This is a genomic window from Massilia sp. MP_M2 (assembly GCF_039123635.1).
Lineage (GTDB): Bacteria > Pseudomonadota > Gammaproteobacteria > Burkholderiales > Burkholderiaceae_D > Telluria.
The window spans coordinates 409,114-428,451 of sequence record NZ_JBCHJF010000001.1 but is presented as its reverse complement, the minus strand read 5'-3'; the positions used below and the strand labels follow the sequence as shown (position 1 = coordinate 428,451).

Annotated in this window: 13 protein-coding genes; 10 read left to right on the top strand and 3 right to left on the bottom strand. The window is 60.0% G+C overall.

All coding sequences use genetic code 11. From position 1 onward, the window contains the following. Window positions 1-285: 285 nt before the first annotated feature. The 3 genes from RCH14_RS01875 to RCH14_RS01865 all read left to right on the top strand — a co-directional run bounded on the left by RCH14_RS01875 (window position 286) and on the right by RCH14_RS01865 (window position 5,409). The gene (locus RCH14_RS01875; protein ID WP_343024459.1) at window positions 286-1,320 is read left to right on the top strand and encodes an ATP-binding protein; all 1,035 of its coding nucleotides are present in this window, start codon (window positions 286-288) and stop codon (window positions 1,318-1,320) included. A 24-nt stretch (window positions 1,321-1,344) separates the two neighbouring features. Next, window positions 1,345-3,756, top strand: coding sequence for a S8 family peptidase (locus tag RCH14_RS01870; RefSeq protein WP_343024458.1), 2,412 nt, complete (start codon window positions 1,345-1,347; stop codon window positions 3,754-3,756). 504 nt (window positions 3,757-4,260) lie between these two features. Further along, entirely contained in the window at window positions 4,261-5,409 is a 1,149-nt protein-coding gene (locus tag RCH14_RS01865) for an acyltransferase (protein WP_343024457.1), read from the top strand. Window positions 5,410-5,488: 79 nt separating this feature from the next. Here RCH14_RS01865 and RCH14_RS01860 read toward each other — a convergent pair whose 3' ends face one another. From RCH14_RS01860 to RCH14_RS01850, 3 genes are read right to left on the bottom strand one after another with little or no spacing between them, the layout of a single operon-like run. After that, window positions 5,489-6,175: a dihydrofolate reductase family protein gene (locus RCH14_RS01860; RefSeq protein ID WP_343024456.1), complete on the bottom strand. Its 687-nt coding sequence runs from the start codon at window positions 6,173-6,175 to the stop codon at window positions 5,489-5,491. Continuing rightward, window positions 6,175-6,309, bottom strand: coding sequence for a hypothetical protein (locus RCH14_RS01855; protein WP_343024455.1), 135 nt, complete (start codon window positions 6,307-6,309; stop codon window positions 6,175-6,177). The genes RCH14_RS01860 and RCH14_RS01855 overlap by 1 nt, the downstream gene beginning before the upstream one ends. Before the next feature lie 23 nt (window positions 6,310-6,332). After that, on the bottom strand, window positions 6,333-6,497 hold the full coding sequence (locus RCH14_RS01850; protein ID WP_343025030.1) for a DUF3606 domain-containing protein: 165 nt from the start codon (window positions 6,495-6,497) through the stop codon (window positions 6,333-6,335). A 376-nt stretch (window positions 6,498-6,873) separates the two neighbouring features. On the opposite strand from RCH14_RS01850, the gene RCH14_RS01845 reads away from it, so the two are divergent. From RCH14_RS01845 to RCH14_RS01815, 7 genes are all read left to right on the top strand, one after another. After that, entirely contained in the window at window positions 6,874-8,301 is a 1,428-nt protein-coding gene (locus tag RCH14_RS01845) for an agmatine deiminase family protein (RefSeq protein ID WP_343024454.1), read from the top strand. Window positions 8,302-8,377: 76 nt separating this feature from the next. Further along, the gene (locus tag RCH14_RS01840; protein ID WP_343024453.1) at window positions 8,378-9,805 is read left to right on the top strand and encodes a C69 family dipeptidase; all 1,428 of its coding nucleotides are present in this window, start codon (window positions 8,378-8,380) and stop codon (window positions 9,803-9,805) included. Window positions 9,806-9,816: 11 nt separating this feature from the next. Then, a complete protein-coding gene (locus RCH14_RS01835) occupies window positions 9,817-13,620 on the top strand; it encodes a LodA/GoxA family CTQ-dependent oxidase (RefSeq protein ID WP_343024452.1) in 3,804 nt (1,267 codons plus the stop codon). Then, the gene (locus RCH14_RS01830) at window positions 13,617-14,684 is read left to right on the top strand and encodes an FAD-dependent monooxygenase (protein WP_343024451.1); all 1,068 of its coding nucleotides are present in this window, start codon (window positions 13,617-13,619) and stop codon (window positions 14,682-14,684) included. The genes RCH14_RS01835 and RCH14_RS01830 overlap by 4 nt, the downstream gene beginning before the upstream one ends. A 55-nt stretch (window positions 14,685-14,739) precedes the next feature. After that, complete coding sequence (locus RCH14_RS01825) at window positions 14,740-16,140, top strand: phophatidylserine decarboxylase associated domain-containing protein (protein WP_343024450.1); 1,401 nt, start codon at window positions 14,740-14,742, stop codon at window positions 16,138-16,140. 238 nt (window positions 16,141-16,378) lie between these two features. After that, window positions 16,379-17,938 (top strand): TerC family protein, encoded by a 1,560-nt coding sequence (locus RCH14_RS01820; RefSeq protein ID WP_343024449.1) that lies wholly within the window; start codon window positions 16,379-16,381, stop codon window positions 17,936-17,938. A 39-nt stretch (window positions 17,939-17,977) separates the two neighbouring features. Beyond that, entirely contained in the window at window positions 17,978-19,291 is a 1,314-nt protein-coding gene (locus tag RCH14_RS01815) for a VWA domain-containing protein (RefSeq protein WP_343024448.1), read from the top strand. Window positions 19,292-19,338 lie beyond the last annotated feature (47 nt).

Genomic DNA, 19,338 nt, shown 5'->3' with positions numbered 1-19,338 from the left:
TACGTGGTGGATCTCCTAAGAACACAGCCGTGCTTGACGTTGTATTGCAAGAACTACGGTCGGAATTTTAGCAGTAACTAGGGCGCGGCAGTTCCCCGAATTCTGTGAGGAAACGGCCATCCGGAGCCGGTCGTTGCGCAGTGGTAGCCATATATATAGTTTGGAGCGACAGCCTCCGCCCGCTACAATCTCAAACTTTGACTGGAAATGCCGTGAGGACTGTCGCCGCACTAAGCAAGCTGTGAGCGCAGATTTACTTATAAAATCGGCATTGTCTGGCTTACAATGAATTATCGCCATGTTATGCATGGTAGAAATGCAATGGATTTGGGGGCAATGATGAACGGAAAAATACTTCGACAGCTGATTAAAGCTGGCACCACTGGGGACTCAGCGGTGTTTCGTCGTGCGTCAGAGGCAATTATTGAGAACGAGAGGCAAAAGCAGCATCACTTGCTTGCCAACGACTTAGAGCGAATTCTATACGGGGATCACCAAAATGTGGATCCTGGGCGGGCAAACAAGCTGCCAACGTCGCCTGTTGATAAAGAGCGTGGCTTCCCGTTGCTCGATATTCGGCAGCCGCAACGCTCGCTAGAAGAGCTTATCGTTGGTGCTGCTAGTGTTGCTGCGGTTGACGACCTGCTGGAGGAGCACAGGCGTTCCGATTTGCTACGAAGTTACGGAATGAAAGAAGCGGGGAAAGTCCTACTTTATGGGCCGCCTGGGTGCGGTAAGACGTTGGCAGCTGAAGTCATTGCTTTTGAGCTTGATATGCCACTCGCGATTGTGCGCCTCGATGCATTGGTATCGTCCTTCTTGGGGCAAACGGCGGCTAACCTTCGACAGGTATTCGAATTCGTCGCCGGACACTCAATGGTTGTTTTGTTTGATGAGTTTGACGCTATTGGCAAGGAGCGTGACGACAGTAGTGAGCATGGCGAACTCCGTAGAGTCGTGAACGCTGTGTTGCAGATGATGGATGCTTATCAAGGCAAAAGCCTGATTTTGGCTGCGACTAATCATGAGCAAATTTTGGACAGCGCAATTTGGCGACGCTTCGATGACACCATCGAGTTCCTACTGCCAGGCCCGGCACAGATCGTTCAGCTTTTGCAACTGAAGCTGCGAGGAATCAGGCGGCAATTTGAACTGGATGACGCAGATGTGGTGGGGGGGTTTAAGGGAATGAGCGGAGCAGACATAGAACGAACTATACGGCGCGCTGTTAAACATATGATCCTGCGAAGCCAAGAGTTTTTGACTGTGAAAGATCTTAAAAGTGCCCTAGCGAGAGAAAGTCGGAGTAATATAAGGTAACTTTGACTCTGCTATGGGTGTGGGATGGAATCTGGCTTCAAGCATTTAACTATTAAAAGAGAAGTCTTAGAAAACCCCCGTCGCACCCGCAATCCTCCATTTTTCGTCCGGCGCGAAGATGTGCGAGCACACGGCAGACGGCTGAACGCATTTTTCGCCAGCGCTCGATCAGCCGCTGGTAAGCTGATACCCTCGTCAACACAGACTTATATTTTCAAGCTTCAATACGAAGGCGCGCTAACCTTTGAAAATCTGCGTATACACGGCGTAGAGTTCATCAGCCAAGAAGATAGCCAAGTTTGCGTGGTTTTTGCTGACGAGCAGGGTTTGATGAAATTCTCAGACCATCTTGACCGTCTTGGACAGAACGATACAGATATAACTTATAAGCAGATCCTTGAGGCGTTGAGTGGGATTGACTGCTGGACTGAGGCTGATCGAACTAGTTGGGCTGTTCAACGTAAAGGGTTTCCAACGGATGAGTCATTTAAGTTAGATATTGAGCTTTGGCCCATCTATGCAGCCAATCACCCTGAGAGGATTCGGTTGTGCGCTGCTTTTGAGGCATGGCTCGTTGCTGAAAAAATCCAAAATCTTGATAAGGTTAACTTAGACAGCCTTTTGATGTATAGGTTGAAAGTGACACATTCTCAAGCAAAGGAGTTGTTGAATCATATGGATGTCAGGTGTGTTGATTTGTTGCCTGAAACCGGGATTGAATACAATTTTCAGCTTAATCGGGATATCGCCGAAATTCCGAGCAGTATTCCCTCCCCAAGCGAAACCGCTACAAAGATCTGTATTCTGGACAGTGGCGTAAATGCAAATCATCCGCTCCTTAAATCATCCATGGGCGAGAGTGCTACATTTATCTCGGACGAAGATGAGAGTGATCGGAATGGTCACGGAACTGCGGTTGCGAGCATCGCTCTGTATGGAGATCTAGAAGCGTGTAACGCTAGCGACTATTGGCACCCTGAGCTTTGGATCTATAGCGGAAAAGTGCTTAATGAAGGCTGTGATTTCGATGTTAAAACTATCGAATCTACACTTATCGAAGCCGTTAACTATTTTTCCGAGTTGGGATGTCGAATATTTAATATTTCTTTTGGGAATGCCAATTCTCCATATGATCAACGGCATATAAAAGGAATGGCCTATACCTTGGATCGCTTGGCGAGAAGCAAGGGAGTCTTATTCGTCGTTTCATGTGGCAATTTCAATGGATCGGAAGATCCGCCTGTTCCAAGGGAAAGTTGGCGTGAAGAATATCCAGAGTATCTAATCCATAACGAGAACAGGATAATTGATCCAGCCCCGGCGTTAAATGTTTTGACTGTTGGAAGCTTAGCTCGACACAATGCGACGAAGGATGCTCAGCAACGCGAGAATGACATTTCTCATCTTTCTCCCGCAATCGAAAATCAGCCTTCGCCATTCACTCGTCACGGCCCCAGTGTGAAAGGTGCGCTCAAGCCTGAGCTGGTTGCACATGGAGGTAATTTCGCCAATCCTATGAGATTCGAAGGAAAACAATGGCAAAACGTTGATTCGCGCCTTGGGGTTTTGGCTTGCAGGAGTGACTTCATTGGAAACACATTGTTCTCGGAAAAATCGGGAACTAGCTTTTCAGCGCCATACGTGTCGCATTTGGCGGGGCGGTTCCTCAATCAATATCCAAATTCGTCTGCAAATTTGGTTCGGGCGGCACTGCTTAATCATGCTGCGATGATTGGTGAAATTGAGGGCACTTTTTCTGAGGAATTGAAAAAAGCCTATAAGGAAGATCCTAATACTCTCAATAGGGATGTTGCTCGGGATGTGGCGGGTTATGGCGTTGTAAACGAAGATTTGCTTTACAGGTCATCTGAAAATGCAGTCGTGCTTATGATTGAAGATGCCATAGAAAATGACTCGCACCAATTCTTCGAGTTGCCTCTACCTTCGGAATTCTTGCGCTCAAAACGCGCTTCCAGGGAGTTGAGAATTTCTTTGGCATATACCCCAGAGGTGCGAACCACGCGCATCGAATATACTGCTACAAAAATTAGCTTCCGATTCGTTAGGGGCAAGAGCTTGGACGAGGTGGCGAATCACTTCAATCATGATACGCAAGCAACGGCTGAGTCTAGAAATGACGATGCAACTACGAATCGGACGATAACTGCGCAGACCCGTGACCGTGGAACTGCACAAGCATCGATATGGCATTTCCGTCAGTGTAGACCGACCGAGAAATGGTTTGTCGTAGTCACACGCCAAGACCGTGAATGGGGGAAGGCTGTCGCCCTGGAGCAGGAGCCATACGCGCTGATAGTTACCGTCACCGATTTCGAAAATGCTGAGGCGGAGCTGTATACCCAGATCCAAACGAAGATTCAAGCGCGTAACCAGGCTCAAGGGCGTAATCAAGTCCAAGAGCGCCAGCGAGGTTGAGCGTAGGCACTCAAAATCGTTGCGCCGATGTAACGGCTCTGAGATTATTTCTATGAGACGTTTGGGGCGGGCGCTGAGCCAAAAGTCAGCTTGAGCGTAGCTGCTGCATGTTTTATTTTTTGACGGTATCTTTGACGGTATGACCGAGGTTGCGAACGCGAAACTCTAGTATCTGTGCGGGTTTCAAGGCATGATTCGACTTCCCCTCTCCGCCAGAACACAAGTCCTTGATTTAGTGAATAAAATCTTCCTGATCCGGAGGATTTTTTTTGCCCGTTTTACTATAGATTAGGCTGTACTATTCAAATGATCACCTCAGTCGTTTGACCATGTCCGGACGGCGCCGACAGATGCGGCGTTTGATCTTCCTGCTGGCGTGCGCGAACTGGCTGCAGGCGTACTCCAAGATAGTCGGATCGCTGGGGCACTTGGCGCGCAGGTGCGCTCGGTGAAGTTCCGTCCCCCTCGTTTCCCATTGCAGGGTAACTACCGTCGCCAATTTATATGAATATTTCTAATCCTGTCTTCGCTGTCGCTTTGACGCTCCTGGCATTTTTGGCGATCAGAATCACGTTTGTATTTGAAGGCAAGCGTCATCCACCGATGCGGTTTGGCACGATCAATGGTTTGCGTGGATATCTCGCACTCTTCGTGATGTTGCACCATGCCTGCATGTGGTTCGTATTGGTCCAGACAGGCAAATGGGATGTGCCTCGGCCAAATCTATACGGGCCTCTTGGCCAAGCCAGCGTTCTCATGTTTTTCATGATCACGAGTTTTTTATTCTATGACAAACTATTGAATGCGCGGGGGCGCAGGTTTGACTGGAAAGCATTTTTCATCGGCCGTTTCTTCCGTATCGCACCGCTTTATTACGTGGTTCTGATATTTGTTTTTCTAGCCGTTGCCCACCTGTCAGACTGGCGCATCGTCGACAGCTTGCAGGCGATTTTCCTCGCTGTCGCGAAGTGGTTGTTGTTCACCATGCCTACCGCCGCGCCACTCAACGGACACACCGATTCCTGGATCATCATGGCTGGCGTGACATGGTCGCTCCGCTACGAGTGGTGTTTCTATCTGGCTCTGCCCTTGATTTCGCTGGCTGTGGGGCAACGTCCAGGTTGGCTCTTGTTGCTGGTCTCGGTCGCAGCGCTGATCATCGGTTGGTGGATCGGATTGAACAGTCGATTTGCAGCGGTATTTTTAGGTGGCATCCTGGCTGCGTATCTGGTGCGTGATCCAAGATTTACGCGGTTTTGTGAGAAAACAGTGGCCTCGGTATTGGTGCTGCTGTGTCTTGCTGCAGCGCTTCAATTCGACAATCTGCTGCAGATTGCGCCGTGTATCGCGCTGATCGCCGCCTTCTGTGTGATTGCCGGCGGGGCCGACATGTTTGGCCTGTTCTCGCTGCCGACGTCTCACCGGCTCGGTGAACTCGCCTATGGCATCTATTTAATCCATGGGATCGTGCTATTTGCGGCGATAAATTTTGTTGTCGGCAAAGATTTGGCGGCTGATATGTCGGTGCCGGTGTACTGGGTGTTTGTTGCAGTACTGGCGCTGGTCACTCTGGCCCTGTCTGGCATGGCATACCACTACGTCGAGAAGCCAGGAATCGCCCTGGGCAAGCGGCTTGGCAAGCACAGCAAATGAACCCTGGCCAGTCCTGACGGTCTCAGGCTCACAACCCTGCTGGCGCGCGTGGATCAATGATCATCGCGCGCCGAGTGCGTCAGGACCGCTTGTAACGCAGCCAGACGCCGCCACCGTCCTGAACCTCCGCCGAGGCGAGTTTCAGGTAACTCGGCTGGGTCCACGTTTCCTTGGCAATTTCAAACGACGCAGGATGATCGCCGCGCCCGTCGATCAGCGGCAGTATCACGACGCTGACCTCATCAACCAGGCCGGCACTGACAAAGGAGCCGCTGACGTGAGGACCGCCTTCCACGATCAACCGCTTCGTGCCCAGCTCATCGGCCAGCGTCTGCACCACCTGCGCCAGATCGATGTCGGTTTTGCCCGCGAAAAAATAGGACACGTCGATCGACTGCAAGTAGGCCAGATAGTCGTCCGGCACGGCTTCTGTCAGGGCCGCGACCACGTGCGAGCCGAGCGCTTCGTTGCTCTTCCAGGCAACCTTGCCGTGACCGTCAATGGCAATGGCGTACGTCGCTGCGTCACGCTTGGCGAAATAGGGCGTGCGTGGGATCGGCTCTTTCGCCATACCTTTTGGATAACCTTCGCCATGGGCGATTTCTTCCATGGTCGTGCGCCCGCAAATCCAGCCATCAAATTCGAAGGTCTTGGCCAGCTTTTCATAGAGCGCGTCTGCGGCTTTCTTGAATGGCCGGTCCCAGCCATCGGTGAGCGCATGCCCGTCGATGGACGACATCATGTGGCAAATTACATAGGGTTTCATCAAATTCTCCAGAACGGAATGTGAGCAAATTGCTTTTCAATTAAACGGGATTGGTGCTGCGGGACGTGCACACGCAAGCTCAGCTCACCAGCGGCATCGCAGCCCAAGGTGCCGGGCTCGTTGTCTTGTTGCATGCCTTCTTCGTGAGAGTGCGGGCTTACTTCTTCAAATGCTGGCGCACCTTGGCTGCGCTGTTGCCCACCTGATGAACCACACGCTCCAGCTCTTCTGAACTGATGCCCAGCGCATCGGTCCAATAGCGAACCTCGTGGTGCTCGGTGAGACCGATGAGGTGACGGTCCGTGTTGCCTCGGTTCGACAGATCATCTGAGATGGGTATCTCCTCAACACCTCAGGATGCGCGCCTGGGCGTGACAAGTCCGTGCGTGACTTCACGAACGCACAACAACTTGGCCGTGACGTGGCGGCGGTTCGCACGGCATTCAACGCAGCTTCGCCATGATCAAGGCCCGATACCCCCATCAGTTCCACGGCTGCGAATTTCATGCAGGGGCAGCTCGTTGCGTCGCGTCGCCAATCTTTTTCACCTTTGTTGAGCTTGCTCAAACATTGAGTTTGTGAGCCGTCAGCATGTCTTTTTTTCAAATAAAAAAGTGTTATTAATGCAATCCTGCAGCGCTGATTCCGTGGTGTGCGGTATGACAAACAGGTGCTTGATCCAACCTCTGGAGAACACAATGTCGCTTGATCTGACGAAGTCCTCTCATCTGCTGCAGTTGACGCGCCCGAAGCGTCCCACGCCCCGCCAACTGGCGACGGCGTTCAAGTCCCAGGTCGGCAATGCACTGCCGCCGGCCAGTAAAATCTACCGTGATGACACGCCGCAGTCGGTCAGCGCCATTCCCGAGTACGCCCCGATGGGTGGCGTGCTGATTGCGTATCCCGGGGTGCAGGCGCCACCGATGACGCAGGCGCAGCTGACGCCGTCAGGCCCGCGTGCGTTCGGCATACCGGATGAGCTGATCGTTCGGATGCAGCAGAACGACACTGGCAATCCGGTGCATATTTTCGTGCTGTGCGATGACGCCGCGATGAAGCCGGTGATCGACGCGAGCCTGGCCGCAGAGGCCGAGCGCTTGCAGCTGACGTACTACCCGACCCATCTGCACCTGGTGCCGTGGGACACCGACACCTTCTGGACGCGCGACTTCGGCCCCTGGTGGATGCGTAACAATGTCACCGGCGCCTATGCGATCGCCAAGCACACCTACACGACGCTGGGCGGTGGCAGCGTCGGCCTGGTGGACGGGGCCGAAGGTGTCGATCCGCATCTTGGCCTCGGTATTTTCCGGCCGAATGACGACTATGCGGCCATTGCTTTTTCCGACTTCCTGAATGCCCCCATCCGGGCGTGGAACAAGGCCAGCTGGGGCGCCCTGAACCCGCGCGCGCTGGCGCCGCTGCCCGTGCACGACTGGTACTTCACCGGCCTGCTCGATGTGGGCGGCAACTACATGGTCACCGGCCAGAACAAGATCGCTTCGTCGTATCTGGTGGCAACCCAGAACGAACTGCCCACCAGGAACGAGGAAGACAACACGAACCCCACGACGGCGGTGCTCGAGCAGCGGCTCGACTACATCCTGCAGCAGCTCAATCGCTTCATGGGTATCGCGTCGTATCACGTGCTGTCCGACCCCACCGGGACCTATATCGGTCACGTCGATTGCTGGGGCAAGTTCCTGGCCGACAACAAGGTACTGATCGCACAGTCGCAGGATGCGGCCACCAACCAGGCGTTCGACCGGATCGCGCAATCGTTCGCCGATGACGGTTTCCGGGTCTATCGCACCATGGTGCAGGACATGTATATCCCGGGCCCCGACAACGGCGCCACGACGGCGGCCTATACCAATAGCCTGATCCTCAACCAGTGTGTGTACGTGCCGCTGGCCGGCCCTGGCCATGAGCAGTTCGACCAGCAGGCGCTCATGGTCTACAGGGAAGCGCTGCCCGGCTACCAGGTCATTGGTATTGCAGGCAAGCCGGCGTTTCCGTGGCTGGGCACCGATGCCATGCATTGCCGCACCCGCGCCGTGCCGCGCGCCGTTGTCGACAACTGGCTCAAGGCCCAGGCGCCGGGCGCACCCATCATGCCGTCGTGATCCCATCGCGGCGCTGGCGCCTTTGCATCGCCAGCGCGCTGTCTTGACGCATGTGTGACGTAACCGGGAGGGCAGCATGTGCACCAGTATCGCGGTAGGGCGCGACGCCAGTAGCGACGGCAGTCTGCTCGTGGGGCGCAACGAGGATTGCAAAAACGCCAGTTGGAACAAGGCCATGATCAGGCGCGCGCAGCCTGAATGGCGGGCCTTCCCGAACTCGATGGTCAATGGTATCTGGACCTTGGGCAACGGCATGCGGGTGCCGGTACCGGCCACCAGTTACGCGTACACCGGCATGCCCGACGCCAGTGCGGCGGGCGAAGCCATCGCCGCCATCGGTAACCGCTTCCTGTTCGAGGAGCGCGGGGTCAACAGTTGCGACTTCGCGATCTCCGCCACCAATTCCATGACCGCCAACCTGGCTGCCCAGGCTGCCGACCCCTTTGTCGGCGACGCCGCCAGCGGGGAGGGCGCCGGCCTGGCCGAGAGCATCTTGCCGACCCTGCTGCTGCCCCAGGCCCGTTCTGCCTCCCATGCGCTCGATTTGTTGTCCGGGTATATGGAGACGGTGGGCGCCAGCGAGTCCAACGGCTTGTTCCTGGCCGATCCATCGGCCACCTGGTACGTCGAGATCGGAAGCGGCCATCACTGGATTGCCGTGCGCCTGCCGGCCGGCGCTTACATTGCCGTGGCCAACGCGCTGCGGGTGCATGGGGTCGACCTGGACGACACCGCCAATGTGCGCCACTCGGCGGGCTTGCTGCAGTTCGTGCGTGAGCATCGGCTGCTGGCTGAGGCCGACCCGCACTGTTTCGATTTCGCCGCTGCGTTTGGCGATTTGGGGCAACCATACGACGTGGACCGCGTCTGGCTGGCCCAGCTGTTGCTGACGCCATCGCACGCGCAGCCGGTACGCCAGCTGCAATATCCGCTGTTCCTGGCCCCGGACCACCCGATCGGCCCCGGCGACGTGATGGGGGTGCTGCGCGCAGGCTACGAGGGCACCGCGCTCGAAGGCATCGGCCAGCGGCCCATTGGCTGGAGCAAGACGGCGGAAAGTCATGTGATCGTCCTGGATGGCGCCATGCCGGACGGGTTGCGCACGCTGATCTGGCAATGCGTCGGCACGCCGCTGTGCGCCCCCTACCTGCCGTTCTTTAGCGCTCTGGAGCACATTCCCGAAGCCTACGCACGTGGCGACGATCACTACGGCACCGACTCGGCCTACTGGGCGTATCGCGGGCTGTACACGCTGGCGCAGACAGCCGGTCGCTCGGCAGAGGTGGCCGCGATGTGGTGGGCGTATCAGGCACGGCTCATCGCGCAGCAACGCGCCCTGCGCAGCCTGCTGGCTGGCGATGACGTCGCAGGGCCGGGTGCGCATGCCGCCATCGCGCGTGCCTACAGCGCGGGGACGATCGCCGAGGGGCTGGCGCGCGCCCGTGCTACCCGCAACCGGCTCATGACCGAACTCACTGACGTATCCCCCAACCCATCAACTTGATCGGAATCATCATGGAGCAGTTTCGCGTCCATCCTGTCGTGGGCATTGCCCGCGTCGGTAATAGTGTCGACTACGTGATCGCGCCAGAGACGATGGCGGGTGCGGGGCTTGGCGGCAGCACGCCCAGCGGCGGCTTGCCGATCCGGGCGGGGAGCGAGAGTGAGGTCGTCACCAGTGCCGATGTGCGCGACGCTGCCGGTGCGCTCAAGCGCCAGGCGGCCAGGTTCCGGGTCTTCGTCTATCCGGACGACGACAACGCCACCTGGCCGCGTGGCGATGGCGTCGAAGTCGTCATCGGCAGCAAGGTGGGCGCGCGAACGGTAACGGACATCCTCTGGACGGTCCATCTCGCCAACAAGAAAGCCAATTGCTTCGTTCTCACCGAGACAGGGCGCCAGGGTATCGCCAGCTACGGCGATGGCCATTTGCCGCCGATGCGCAATGTCAGTCTCGAACATGCCGATGCACCGCAGCCCCCCGTGTCGCGCCGCATCGGGTTGATGAATGAGCCGAAGCGCGTGTTCCAGCTGACCATCGATCCGGGCCCGCGCGTCATTTCGGGCGCCGACGCGCCCGCCGTGCGGTTCGACAAGCCAACACTGGCGCAGCATGTCGACACCCAGGGCGTCATCGTCCCGCTGCCGCACTATCCGAAGTCGTTTCCCGATGACTCGTTCACGCAGATGGACGCGCCGAGCGGGGCGATCGACACGCTCGGCGAACTGCTGACCGACGGCAAGGGCCGGCTGCTCGTGCTGGGTGGCTACGGCAAGGCGGCCGGCTGGCACATCGACGGCCAGGCGCCGACGCTGGACGACGATGTCAACAATGACCAGTGGTTCGACGACACGGGGGACGGGCCCGTATCGGCGCACCTCGTCTTCGACGACGGCAGCCGCGCGGCGGTGCAGGGCGCCTGGGTGAGCGCCACCGACCCCGCGTTCGCGCCGCAGATCCTCAATGTCGTCTCGCTGTGGGATGACATCTACGACACCTGGGTGCGCACCCAGAAGCTCGCACCGGCCATGTACGACGCGGACAAGGGCGGCTTCCAGTCCGGCTACCGGCCCACGTTCGAGGACCAGATCCAGCCGATCTTCAGCAGCGCGGCCATGCAGCAATGGGTGGTCAACCTGAACCAGCGCGCGATGTCGGCCCATGCGGCCCTGACTGCCATCTCGGCAGCCGACGATCCCGCCACCACACCCCTCGCGGGCATCAAGGCGATCTTTCGCAGCCCGTACGATCCGGCGCAGCAGGACAATATCGCATTGATGCCGGCGCACCTGGGCGATGCCGGCGAGTCCTTCCTTACCCTGCGCAAGACGCAATACTTCTTCCTCGAACGGTGGAATGCCGGCAAGGCCAATTACCTGCCGGGTGCCGGTGCGGCGCTGGGGCCGGGCGAATTGCTCGACAAGGCCACCTTCGTGAACTGCCTCGGTGGCCGTTTCAGCCCCGGCATCGACCTGACCTTCGTGATGCGCGAAGCGGCCATCTACCAGTTGCCGTGGTCGGTCGCGGGCCCGTTCCGGCTGCGCGCCAAACCACTCGCGTACGCCAGCACGCGTCCGGCGGGCGTGCCCTTGCTGACTGCGGGTTACGTGCCGCGCCATGCCGAGGCCGATGGCCTGGAACCGGGGGATCTCGGAAAATTCATGGCGGTGCCCTGGCATACCGACTACAACAGCTGCGCCACGCATCCGCCATCGCCCAATCCGGCGGGCAACCGCACGCTGTTCTGGTCCTGGCCGGCACAGCGCCCGGTGGCGGTCTACAACGACGGCGACGTGTTCTGGGGTTCGAATGATGCGCCGGATGCGTCGCCAAGCGACGATTCGCCGGACACGCCGACCTGGAACGAATTCTGGCAACTGGGCCAGCAGCGCTGGTCGGTGCGAGGGGAGGGCACGCAATCTGCCTATGCCGAGAACTGGGGCCGCTACCAGGTGCGCCGTGACATGCTGATGAACTGGAGCCGCATCGGCATCGTCATGCAGGCAACGCAGGTACCGGCGCCCACGGACCGTGAACCCCGGACAGGCGAGAGGCTGGCGTCCGACGCTCTGCCGGCCAGCTGGTACCTGGAAGTCCAGAGCCAGCTGGTCGACACCGACCGCCAGCGCGTGGCGCCGTTCCCCAATATCGCCACCAGCGTGAACGACGATCCAACGCGCGGCCTCGATCCACGCGACCTGTTTTTCAAGCTGCAGAATGTCGACACGTATCCGGAAGTGCGCGACAGTGCGCGCATCTATGTGGATGCCTGGCTCAAATGGGCGCAGGATTTCTCGAACAACCCGGGCTCGCCCGAAGACCGCGCCTTCTTCCGCTACACCGAAGGGGCATTCACGGACCGGCTCGAGCTGATCTACCAGCAACTCGTCGATGAAGCCGCGGACTTCGATCCCGCGCAGGATGGGCAGTTTACGACTTACGACCAGATGTGCACCTACACGATCCAGTGGGCGCCATTCAACCTGATCGATGGCGCCTGGCTGCGCAATATCGGCGGTGTCGGGCCGATGGACGAAGTGAAGTCGCTGCTGTTCTCGGTGTCGATGGACGAGCGTGGCGACGGCGTCGTCTCGATGAACCACTGCAATATCTACCGCGATCTCTGCCATTCAATCGGCTATTACCCGCAGCCGACCGACTCGCGCGAATTTGCGTTCGATCCGCAGTTTCTCGACAGCGCGTTCACCGTGCCGGCGTTCCAGCTCGCGATCTCCGAGTTCACGCAGTGCTACTTGCCGGAACTGCTCGGCATGACGCTGATGCTGGAATGGGAAGTCGTGCAGTTGAAGCAGACACGTGATTCGATGGTCTACACGGGGCTCGATCCGCATTTCTACATCATGCACATCGGCATCGACAACGCAGTGAACGGCCATGGGCAGCGGGCGCGCGACGCCATCATGCTGTACCTGCAGAACCAGTGTGCGTCGGGCGGCGACACGGCGGTGCAGGCGGCATGGCGCCGTATCTGGAACGGGTTCGTCGCGTTCTCGACCATTGGTACGTTCGGCAATGACCTGCTCCACCTGATCACGACGCCGGTCGACCTGCGCGCGCAAATGCTCTCGATGATCGAGAACAAGGCCGACTTTGGCAGCAGGAACCACCAGAACCACATGGTCGGTCCCAGCCGGATCGATGACTGGTTCGCCAATCCGCCAGCCTTCCTCGATGCGCTGGTCGAGCACGGCTACCTGATTCCGGGACAATGGGCCAACAGCCGCATGTTGCAGCTCATGAGCTTCGAGACAGGCCCAATGTTCCGCGTTTTCACCGACAGCGAGATCCAGCTCTGGCAGGACTACACGAATTCGCTCGGCCAGCCCGCACCCGCACCATCGCCAGCGCCAGCGCCTGCCGTATCGCCCGCCCAGGCGATGACGGCGGTTATCGACCAGCTGCGGCCCGTCCAGCAGGGCATCGCTGGCCACGCGGTCAACTGGATGGCCGACGAACATGGTGTCGTCCACGGCATCGACTGGTGGTTCAGGCAGTCCACGCCCGTGCTGATGACGGCGCTGGCCTCGCCCGTGAACGCGCTCGTGAAGCCTGGCGACCCTGCCAACAGCCGTTTCCTGATGGAGCTGATCGCGCCCACGGGGCCGATGGGCCCCGCCTTCGGCCAGCCGGCCGTGGCGCCCAATACGGGTTCGTGCCGCGATGTCGTCGAACTCTGGATTCGTGCTGGTTGTCCTGTGCCCGGTAACAAGCCATTCACGCTGCGGCTCGGTACCCCGCGCGCCAGGCGTGGGCAGCATCCGACCGGGCGCATCCATGGCATGGGGAACGTGCATTGAGCGGCGCTGCGCAAGTCATCATCCATGGCAGCGGCCCGGCGGGCGCAGCGTGCGCACTGGCGCTGGCGCGCGCGGGCGTCGATGGCGTGCGCCTGATGGGGCGGCGTGACCCATTCGCCGGGCAGGGGGCGATCGGCGAATCGATCCCGCCCGATGCAAGGGGCCTGCTCGACCGCCTTGGCCTCTGGCAAGCGTTCATCGAGCAGGGCCATGAACCCTGCCTGGGCAGTTGCTCGACCTGGGGCGGCGCAACCCCTGGCTATAACGACTATCTGCTCAATCCGCAGGGAAGCGGCTGGCACCTTGATCGCGGGCGCTTCGACGCGTTTCTGTGCCGGCAGGCCGAAAATGCGGGCGTGACGCTGCTGGCAGAAGAGGCGGGCGACCCCGCCATCCAGCCGCGCTTTGTCGTCGATGCCACCGGTCGTTCGTCGGTCCTCGCGCGGCGCGCGGGCGCCCGCCAGATGGCGCTCGATCGCCTGACCTTTGTGTATGGCTTCTTCGACCTTCCTCCCGCTACGGTGCATTCGCGGTTGACATTCCTCGAGGCAGTGCCCGATGGCTGGTGGTACGCGGCAGCGATCCCGGGGCGCCGCATGGCTGTTGCGTTTGCTGGCGACGCCGACACCATCCGTGACGCCAGCCTCGCCCGCGAGAGCGCGTGGCTGCGCGCCGCATTCTCGACGCGCCAGATTGCAGTCTGCCTGGGCGGCGCGCGCTTCGTCGCCGCGAGCCTGGTGGCGCGGGTCGTCCCAAGCTTTTTGCTCGATCGCGTCTGTGGCGCGCGCTGGCTTGCGGTGGGCGACGCCGCGTCGTGCTTCGATCCGCTCTCTGCCCAGGGCATCTACAAGGCGCTCGCCGATGGCATCGCGGCGGCGCACGCCATTGCCGCCGCGCTCGCAACGGGAAGCGATCTGGACGCCAGCTACCAGCACGCGGTCGAGTCCCGTTTCACCGAGTACCTGGCCAATCGCAATTATTTCTACGGACTGGAACGGCGCTGGCCGGATTCGCCGTTCTGGCAGCGCCGCCACGCGCGCACCGCGCTGGAGCGCGCGTTCTGAACCGGTGCATGCACACACGGCAGCAACTTTTCTCCATTTGACGAAGGAGCAGGTCATGACCAAACCAGTTCGCACGATCAGCAAAGTCAGCGATGCCCGCCTCGGTGGCTGGCTACCGCACGACCCAGATCATACTGACCTCTGGATACAAAAGCTCAGGAGAAAAGTCGAAGCGTCGCCACAAGCCCTGATCGAACCCATCGCGGTATTCCAGCAGATGGTGTATGGCGATCCGGTGCTGTACGCGAATGTGCAAGGCATGTTCGCCGAGGCGCACTTCCTCAAGAAGAGTACGCCGCTCGGTTGGCAGGCGGAGCCCCTGAACTTCGAGGATTTCCTGGCGCTACTCAATGCGATCATGTGCACCGCCCCGGAGGCGTATCAAGCCGAATCGAACGGGCAGCAGGGGGCCGCCGGTTTGATCGGCTTTCCCATCAATGCCCTGCTCGACTGGCCGATGGGCACGTCGTTCGGGTATGACGTGTTCTCGAACGCGCTCGTCAACCAGCAATTCAAGAAAATTCTGCAGTACTGGTCGGTCTTCCTGGGCACGGAGGCGTCGCGCTACGTGCTGACGCAGGATGATCCCGCGAGCGGAGCCCTCGCGTGGCTGAATCCGACCGTGCAGGCAGAGATGGTGAGCGCTGCCCAGACCGCGTTCGGGCCAGCACCCAACCCCATCACCACGGATGCCACCTTTGCACAGGTCTTCAACTGCAATCCGGCCGACCCCTATTATGGTTTCCGCTCGTGGGACGACTTTTTCACCCGCACGTTCCGCGACGGCGTGCGTCCCGTCAGCGCCGTGGGCGACGACAGCATCATCGTGAATGCTTGCGAGTCGGGCCCGCTCGCCATCACCTGCAATGTGGCGCTGTCCGACGCGTTCTGGCTCAAGGACCAGCGCTACTCGCTGGAGAACATGCTCAATTGGGATGAGTACACGCCACAATTTGCGGGTGGCGAAGGCGCCACGGTCTACCAGGCCTTTCTCAGTGCACTCAGCTATCACCGCTGGCACAGCCCGGTCAGCGGCACCATCAAGAAAGCCTATGTGGTCAACGGGGCCTATTACCTCGAGAACCTGCAGCAAGGCTTCTACGATCCGAACGGGGCCGATCAAAGCGCGCCCAACAATTCGCAAGCGTTCCTGACGGCCGTCGCCACGCGCGCCCTGATTTTCATCGAGGCAGACAACCCGGATATCGGGCTGATGTGCGTGATGCCGGTCGGCATGGCGGAAGTTTCGAGCTGTGACATCACCGTGCAGCCGGGGCAGCATGTCGAGAAGGGCGACGAGCTTGGCATGTTCCATTTTGGTGGATCAACCCATTGCCTGATCTTCCGTCCGGGCGTGAATCTCACCTTCAAGTCCTACGAGCAAAGCGGCGTGAACGCCACGAACGTCCGGGTCAACGCCGAACTGGCCGTGGTGAGACCCGCCTCTCGTGCCTGACTCTGCCTTCGCTTCAGACGGGACACGCGTGCTGATGAGCGTGACGCGATCCGTGCACCGTTCGCGCCCACGCTGACCCACCAGTTGATCGAGCCGCTGCTGCCGGCGGCGCCAGCCAAACCGGCAGCCGGGCGGCCTTTTTGAAGGGCGACGCCAATACAACGGCGGCGCCCCGGATCTGGTTGATTGACGGCGTGATCGCGTACAATAACGAGCCAATCACTACCGAAACCACCTAATGGAATGGCTTTTTGACCCAAATATCTGGGTCGGCTTGTTCACCCTTGTCGTGCTCGAGATCGTCCTCGGCATCGACAACCTGATCTTCATCGCCATCCTGGCGGACAAACTCCCCCCGCACCAGCGCGATAAAGCCCGCCTTGTCGGCCTGTCGCTCGCCATGATCATGCGCCTGGGCCTGCTCACCGTGATTGCCTGGCTCGTCAAGCTCACCGCGCCCCTGATTGACCTCGGCCCGCTGTCGTTCTCCGGGCGTGATCTCATCTTGCTGGTGGGTGGCTTCTTCCTGCTGGCCAAGGCCACGATGGAGCTGCACGAGCGCGTCGAAGGCAAGCTGCACGTCGCCACCGGCAAGCGCGCCTATGCGAGCTTTGCGGCCGTCGTCGCGCAGATCATCGTGCTCGACGCCGTGTTCTCGCTCGACGCCGTGATCACTGCCGTCGGCATGGTCGACGAGCTGGGTGTCATGATGGCCGCCGTCGTGATCTCGATGGGCGTCATGCTGTTCGCCTCCAAGCCGCTCACGCGCTTTGTCAACGCGCATCCGACCGTCGTCGTGCTGTGCCTGAGCTTCCTGTTGATGATCGGCCTGTCGCTGATTGCCGAAGGCCTGGGCTTCCATATTCCCAAGGGTTATCTGTACGCCGCGATCGGCTTCTCGGTCGTGATCGAACTGCTCAACCAGCTGGCGCGCCGCAACTTCGTCAAGCAGGATGCGCACATCCCGCTGCGCGATCGCACGGCCGACGCGGTGCTGCGCCTGTTGGGCAGCACGCGCGGGATCGAGCCGGGCGACGAGCCGGAGACGGTGACGAACAAGCAGCAAAAGCAAAAGCCCGACGAGCCGACCTTCGAGCTCGAAGAGCGCAATATGGTCAGCGGGGTCCTGAGCCTGTCGCAGCGCTCGGTGCGTTCGATCATGACCAACCGCGCGGACATCTCGTGGATCAATATCGAGGACGACGCCGACACGATCCGCGCCCAGCTCCTGGCCACGCCGCACGGCTTCTTCCCGGTCTGCCGGGGCGAGCTCGATGAAGTGATCGGTGTCGCGCGCGCCAAGGATCTGATCGCTGACCTGACGCTGTCGGGCGCGATCGATGCGAACCATATCCGCGTGCCGATCATCCTGCCCGACGCCAGCGGCGTGCTCAAGGTGATGGACCGCCTCAAGCGCTCGCACGGCCAGCTGGTCATCATCGCCGACGAATACGGCACTTTACAGGGTCTGGTCACGCCGATCGACATCCTCGAAGCCATCGCCGGCGAGTTCCCCGACGAAGACGAACAGCCCGTGGTGCAGGACCTGGGCGGCGGGCGCTGGCGCGTGGATGGCACGGCCGACCTGCACTACCTGGAACAGGTGCTCGAGGTGGACGCGCTGGTGGGCGACACCGACGACTATACGTCGCTGGCCGGCCTGATGCTCGAGCGCTTCGGCACCTTGCCGCTGGTGGGCGACGGCATCGAGATCGACGGCTTGCGCATGGAAGTCGAAGAGGTGCTGGAACGGCGCATCGCCTCGGTGCTGGTCACGCGTATCGCCGCTCCACTGTAATACCCGGTTGAACGAACGTTTCACGATAGGGACGCCACCATGCAAGCACTCTCCCGGGGCCAGCGCCTGCCCCTGTCCACCATAGCGCCAGATGGCGTTGTTCAGACGGGCGTGTCGGCCCAGGGCCTGGTGCTCGACGTAGCGTGCTTTGCGCTGGACGCCACCGGCAAGCTGGCCGACGAACGCTATATGACCTTCTTCAACCAGAGCGCGACGCCGTGCGGCGGCGTGGCGCTGGGCGTGGTGGGTCAGGATGCTGCGGGCTTCAGTTTTCAACTCGCGCGGCTACCTGGCTGGGTCGAGCGCGTGAGCATCGTTGCCAGCACCGATGGCGCAGCGACGATGGCGCAGCTGCAGACAGGTTACCTGCGCCTGGTTGGCCCGCAGGGCGAATTCGCGCGCTTCGCGTTCAGCGGCAGCGACTTCGCCAGCGAGCGTGCCGTGATGCTGGGCGAGCTGTATCGCAAGGATGGCGGCTGGCGCTTTATGGCGGTGGGCCAGGGCTTCAATGGCGGGCTGGATGCGCTGGTGCGTCACTTCGGCGGCGCAGTGGCGGAGGAGGCGCCTCCGATGCCTTCAACATCATCGGTCGACCTCGAAAAGCGCGTGGCCCAGGCTGCGCCGCAGCTGGTCAACCTGGTCAAGTCGGCTGCCGTGTCGCTCGAAAAAGCGGGGCTCGCGCAGCACCGCGCCAAGGTCTGCCTGGTGCTCGACATCTCTGGTTCGATGAGTGCCTTGTACAGCAAGGGTCTGGTGCAGAAATTCGCCGAGCGCATTCTGGCGCTGGGCTGCCGCTTCGATGACGATGGCGAGATCGACGTGTTCCTGTTTGGCCGCAACGTCCATCAGGGCGAGGCAATGGGCTTGTCGAACTGGCCGAACTACATCAAGGGCATCATTGCGCGGCACCCGCTCGAAGGCGACACCCGCTACGGCGCCGCGATCGAAGCGGTGCGCCGCCACTACTTTCCGGATGCGCGCGGCGGCGAGCGCCGTGCGGTTGCCAAGGCCGCCGTGCCGGTGTACGTGATGTTCGTTACCGACGGTTCGACGTCCGACAAGCCGCTGACCGAGCGCCAGCTGCGCTGGGCCAGCCGCGAGCCGATCTTCTGGCAGTTCATGGGCATCGGCAAGGGCCGCAAGTCGAAAGCCAAGGCGCTGGCCAGCTTTGCCGACTCGGATTTCCCGTTCCTGGAAAAGCTCGACGAGCTCGATGGGCGCCTGGTCGACAATGCCGACTTCTTCTCGGTGGCCTCGCCCGACGAGCACCCCGACGCCGCGCTGTACGACCTGTTGATGAACGAGTATCCACAGTGGGTGAAGCAGGTCAGGGCGCTCGGCATGATCGGCTGACGCGCGGTGGAAGGGGACGCATTTGGCATGTAAAACAGGCCCCGAAA